The sequence below is a fragment of the Synechococcus sp. 'PEA 65AY6A-5F PE A' genome (assembly GCF_047462575.1).
GTDB lineage: Bacteria > Cyanobacteriota > Cyanobacteriia > Thermostichales > Thermostichaceae > Thermostichus.
The window spans coordinates 1-5071 of record NZ_JAOALE010000068.1 but is presented as its reverse complement, the minus strand read 5'-3'; the positions used below and the strand labels follow the sequence as shown (position 1 = coordinate 5071).

The 5071-nt window shown below is 62.3% G+C and carries 6 protein-coding genes; 3 read left to right on the top strand and 3 right to left on the bottom strand.

Annotated features, from left to right (window positions below; genetic code table 11):
* The coding region (locus GG26_RS13435; protein ID WP_414391143.1) for a PhoD-like phosphatase N-terminal domain-containing protein at positions 1 to 542 on the bottom strand (542 nt) is incomplete at its 3' end.
* Positions 543 to 806: 264 nt separating this feature from the next.
* Here GG26_RS13435 and clpS point away from each other — a divergent pair.
* Positions 807 to 1088, top strand: coding sequence for an ATP-dependent Clp protease adapter ClpS (gene clpS, locus GG26_RS13430; RefSeq protein ID WP_011431300.1), 282 nt, complete (start codon positions 807 to 809; stop codon positions 1086 to 1088).
* A 15-nt stretch (positions 1089 to 1103) separates the two neighbouring features.
* Positions 1104 to 1898, top strand: coding sequence for a CPBP family intramembrane glutamic endopeptidase (locus tag GG26_RS13425; protein WP_011431301.1), 795 nt, complete (start codon positions 1104 to 1106; stop codon positions 1896 to 1898).
* A 60-nt stretch (positions 1899 to 1958) separates the two neighbouring features.
* Here the strand turns inward: GG26_RS13425 and GG26_RS13420 are convergent, their stop codons facing one another.
* A complete protein-coding gene (locus tag GG26_RS13420; protein WP_414391139.1) occupies positions 1959 to 3431 on the bottom strand; it encodes a sodium:solute symporter family protein in 1473 nt (490 codons plus the stop codon).
* A 7-nt stretch (positions 3432 to 3438) separates the two neighbouring features.
* Complete coding sequence (locus GG26_RS13415) at positions 3439 to 3669, bottom strand: hypothetical protein (RefSeq protein ID WP_011431304.1); 231 nt, start codon at positions 3667 to 3669, stop codon at positions 3439 to 3441.
* A gap of 140 nt (positions 3670 to 3809) precedes the next feature.
* Between GG26_RS13415 and dprA the strand changes: the two genes are divergently transcribed.
* On the top strand, positions 3810 to 4961 hold the full coding sequence (dprA, locus tag GG26_RS13410) for a DNA-processing protein DprA (protein WP_414391136.1): 1152 nt from the start codon (positions 3810 to 3812) through the stop codon (positions 4959 to 4961).
* The last annotated feature ends 110 nt before the right edge of the window (positions 4962 to 5071 follow it).

The window sequence follows — 5071 nt, the reverse complement described above, 5'->3', positions numbered from 1 at the left end:
TGCGATCGCTTCTTTCCTGAACCATGTTCAGGAGAGTTCAGCGTGAATGTATCAGGCTCGTTGGCACAACTGATGTGTAAGAAGCGAATGGGTCGTCCATCCCCAGGAGCTGGCAGGGTGCGAAACTGGCCTACAGGGCTGGTAAACCCCTCGCTGACAAACCGGTAGAAGTAGCGCTGCGCTGGCCTCAAGCCGGTGACGACGGCACGAGCAATGTAGTCGCCTGGCTCAGTGCGGTAGTTGCGGCCCGCCACACGGCGAGCATTAAGCGAAACTTGTTGCGAAATGGGGTTGAACTCGGAATTCTCAGCCACCTGCAACGTCACCGCAACCGTGTCTGTTGCACTGGCCGGGATCACCCGCGTGGAAAGCACCGCCCCTTCCGAGGTGGGATCCCCGGCAAACACCCCTTGGGGAAATCCGGGCTCTCCCAGCGGCGGGATGGAAGAACTGGAGTTGCCCCCACAGGCGGCCAGGGCAGCTGCCCCACCGCCAAACATCAGCAACTGCAGGAAAAAGCGACGGGAACGCAGGGAACTCATACAGCTAACCTCGGCGACGCAGGCAAATGTAAAGGGATCCGCAACAACGGCCAACCGCCCTCAGTCAAGCATTTTTGCGCCCAAACTGAGGTTGTGGGCCGGTGAAAACTGGGTTAGCTTCTGTTTAAGAACGCCGACCTCCGTGCGCCGGCTTTTCACAACCCTTGCTGAGAAGGCTAAAATTCCATTAAGGTTTTTTGCTTTTTGGCTCTGTTTTCCGGTTTTGCGTTCTAGAACCTCTTGTTGACCCAAGGAGGGATCGTCGTGGCTACGGAGACTCTGGTTAAGCCTTCTGTAACCCCGAAGCACATGCCCATGTACCGGGTGTTGCTGCACAACGACGATGTCAACACCATGGAGTACGTGGTGCAGGTGCTGGTGAAGGTGATCCCATCGATGCTGCCGCCGCAAGCCACCGAAATCATGCTGGAAGCCCACAACAACGGCGTTGCTGTGGTCATCGTGGTGCCGCGGGAGCATGCGGAGTTTTACTGCGAGCAGTTGCGCCAGCACGGCCTCACCAGCTCGATCGAGCCGGAACGCTAACTAGGAGCGGGTTGGGTGGGCCTGCAGATTGCCAGACTAAAAGCTTTTCCATTTCCGCTGCGCCTGTTGCTGTTTTTGGGGATCCCCCTTTTGGCCTGGCTGCCGTGGGTCGGCCTAGGGGGGTTTTTCTTTGGGCGAGAGTACCTCTGGCTGCCGCTGTATGCCCTGCTGCTCCTTTGGCTGTGGCTGTGGGGATCCGGGTTTGCCGCCTATGGCTTAGACAAGAGTTGGGCCTGCCGGGCTGGGATCCTCTGGGGCCTGGGGATGGGTGTTGGCGGGCTTTTTCTGCTCTTTGGCCTAGAGGGTGCCCTGGGCTGGCTGAGCTGGCAGCCGGTGGCAGGGGGATCCCTGCTCGGCTATGGCTTGCTGGGGTTAGGGGTGGGCCTGGCGGTGGCGCTGGCGGAAGAGCTGTTGTTCCGCGGTTGGCTGCTGCAGGAGATGGCCTTGGACTACGGCTGGACAAGCGCTCTGTGGGGATCCAGCCTTCTCTTTGCTTTGGCCCATTTCTTAAAGCCGCTGGCGGAGATTCTCGCCACCTGGCCCCAGTTTCCGGGGCTATGGCTGATGGGCTTGCTGCTGGCCCAGGCCAAGGTGTGGAACCAAAACAAGCTAGGACTCAGCCTGGGGCTGCACGCCGGCTGGGTGTGGGGCATCACCTGGGTCAACAACTTGGCTTGGATCGAATACACCGGCAAAGCGCCAGAGTGGCTCACCGGCATCGGCGGCAACCCGCTGGCCGGCTTGATGGGCCTGTTCTTCCTAGTCGGCACCTTCCTTGTTCTCAAGAGGTTGGCTGCCGGCAGGAGCTGAGCAGCGCCGCAGCATCTCCCCTCTCCCTGAGGGAGAGGGGCTGGGGGTGAGGGCCGCCATCTAGGTCGAGACAACTGAAGATTCCGGGATCCCTTCCTCCGCCCAAGGGCCGTTCTCATAGTAGGCGGCCACCCTCTCCCGGTCGGGCTGGGTTAGCAGGCTGACCACCACCAGCACGGCTGTGCCGGCGACCACCGCCGGGATGACCGGCAGCCAGCCGCCCGTCCAGCCTTTGGGCAACAGGCCCGACAGCCAGCCCAAGGTGAGGCCGCTGGAGACCAAAGCTCCGGCCACGGCCCCGGCGCGAGTCGCCCGCTTCCAGTACAGGCCGGCGATCAAGACGGGAAAGAGCATGGCGTTGCCCTGGAAGCTCCAGGTGGCAATCTGGGCAATCAGCCCCGGCGGCCTGACGGCAATGGCAAAGGAGACCAGCCCAATCCCCAGCACCACCCAGCGGCCCAACAGCTCCTCCTGGTGCGGGGAAAGCGGGCGCTTGAGGAAGGTGACCACCAGATCCCGCGTCACTAGGGAGCTGGCCGTGAGCAGTTGCGAGTCCGCCGTGGACATCAAAGCCGCCAGCGCGGCTGTAATCACCACTGCCGCCACGCCGCTGGGCAAGCTCTGCAACATCAGCGGCATGATCTGGTCCGGCTGCTGCAGGTTAGGAAAAGCCAGCCGGCCCCAGACGCCAATGAGGGCTGCCGGGAAAAACACCAGCAGAATGAGCAGCGGCCAGACCACCATCAGAGTCTGGAAGGGACGGGCACTTTTGGCCATGTAGAAGCGCTGGAAAAATTGGGGAAAAAGGGGCGTGGCCATAAAAAACAGCAGTTGGTTGCCCAGCAGGGTCTGCCAGCTCCAACGCCCCTGCGGGCCCGGCAAGCTCAGCCAGGGATCCAACTGCCCAGCCGTTTCCGGGGGCAAGCTCAGGGCCACCGCCACAAAGGCCACCCCCATCCCCAAAACCAGGATGATCCCCTGCACCACGTCCGTCCAGACCACCGCCTGGGAGCCGCCGAAGAGGACATAGCCCAAGATCACCAAGGCCACCACCACCGCCAGGGGCCAGTAGGGGATCCCCTCCCCCAACACCGCCGCCAGGGTGCGGGCTCCGCCAATGATCTGGATGCTGATGTAGGGGGCGGTAAACATCAGGGCGCTAAGGCAGTAGAGTAGAGCCAAAAGAGGGCTGTTGAAGCGGTGGCCGAAAAACTCGGAAGGGGTGATGAAGCCAAAGTGTTGGGCTGCTAGCCATACCCGGTAGCCCACCCACAAAAACAGCCCCGAAATGAAGGCGGTGGTCACTCCCACCCCCAGGAAGATCCCTAGGCCGTGGGTATAGGCATCCGCTGGCACCCCAATGAAGGTAAAGGCACTGAGCAGCGTCGCCAGCGTCGTCAAGGTTAGAGCCAGGGATCCCAGCCCCCGCCCCGCCAAGAAATAGCTCACGGGATCCTGGCCGCTGTGGCGGTAGCTCCACCAGCCAATGGCCGCCAACAGCAGCAGGTACACCCCAACCACACCCAAACTCAAAACCGTGTCACCCATCTCTAGGCCAGCAAACGCGCACAATGTAGAGGTTCAAGGGCACCAGCAGCAACATGGCCAACCCCGCCCCCCAGTACCAAGCCGGGATCCCCAATAGCTGCGGCTGGGCGGAGCGCACGCCCACCCAGGTCAATAGCCACAGCAGGGGATAGATCCCCCACACCCAAGCTTGCCGCAGCCGCCCAAAGCGCAAAAGGCCAGCGGCGGGATCCTGTTCGAGCATCCTCCGACCTCCTGCTGTGCAGGTGCATCTTCAGCGGGACTTCATTTTAAAGCAGGATGGCTCGATTAACCTGGTATTAGCCCCGCGGCAGGGTCGAGGCAGCCAGCCGCCGAGATTCCCCTTTTCGATGATCCAGAGACTTGAGATTGCTTTTTCCTTCCTCCCCCGCTGACAACGCCGGCAGGCCGGGATCCTGCCGCGGCGAACAAGAGCGGCCCTACTGGCTGGCTTGGGCGCAGATTAAGGGCATCGGCCCCCACCGGCTCAAGCGGCTGGCGGAGTTTTTTGGATCCCTGAAGCAGGCCTGGCAGGCGGACGCCCTGGACCTGCAGCAGGTAGAAGGCATCGGCCCTACCTTGGCCCAGGCAATTGTCTCTGCCCGGCCTGGCCTCGATCCTGAGGAGATCCTGGAGCAGACCCAAAAGCCTGGGATCCCTTTCCTAACCCCGGCGGATCCCGGCTATCCGCCGCTGCTGTGGGAGCTGCCGGATCCGCCGCCCCTTCTCTATGTCTTAGGGGAATGCCCCGATTGGCAGCAGCCGGCCATTGCTGTTGTCGGCACCCGCGCCCCCACCTCCTACGGTCGGCTCTGGACTCAGAAAGTTAGTGCCGCCCTGGCAGAAGCCGGCTGTGTGGTGGTCTCGGGGCTGGCCACCGGGATCGACGGCATTGCCCACCAGGCCTGTCTGGATGCCGGCGGCAAGACGGTGGCCGTGGTGGGAACGGGGGTGGATCAGGTTTACCCCGCCCACCATCGCTCCCTCTACCGGCGCATCTTGGAGCAAGGAGCCGTCCTCAGCGAATATCCTCCCGGCACGCCGCCGGCCAAGGAGCACTTTCCCCAGCGCAACCGCATCATCGCCGGCCTCTGCCGCGCCACCTTGGTGATGGAGGCCCCAGAGCGCTCGGGGGCGCTGATTACCGCCCACCTGGCCAACCACTACGGTCGGGAAGTGTACGCCCTACCGGGGAATATCGACACAGCGGCGGCCCGCGGCTGTCTGCAGCTCATCCGCAACGGCGCCGGCATGATCCTGGGGATTGAGGAGCTGCTCCAAGAGCTGGATTTGGTTCAGGGATCCCCTCCCCCAGAACAGCCCCCCTCCTTCGGCCCCAGCGATCCCCAGCAGCAGCTTCTCTGGCAGCTCCTGGGCAACGAAATCCTCAGCCTCGACGCCCTGGTCCAGGCCACCCAGATGGACATTGCCACCCTCTCCAGCACCCTGCTGCTTATGGAACTGGAAGGCTGGCTGGTGCAACTGCCGGGGATGCGCTACCAGCGGGCTCGCTGAGGTTGGATCCCTGCCCAGCTTCTCCGATAGGAGCATGACTCTAGTCAATAATAAGCTGAAAATAATGTATAATATGTTCAGTACGGATTACTACCAGTTGATCTTTCTGT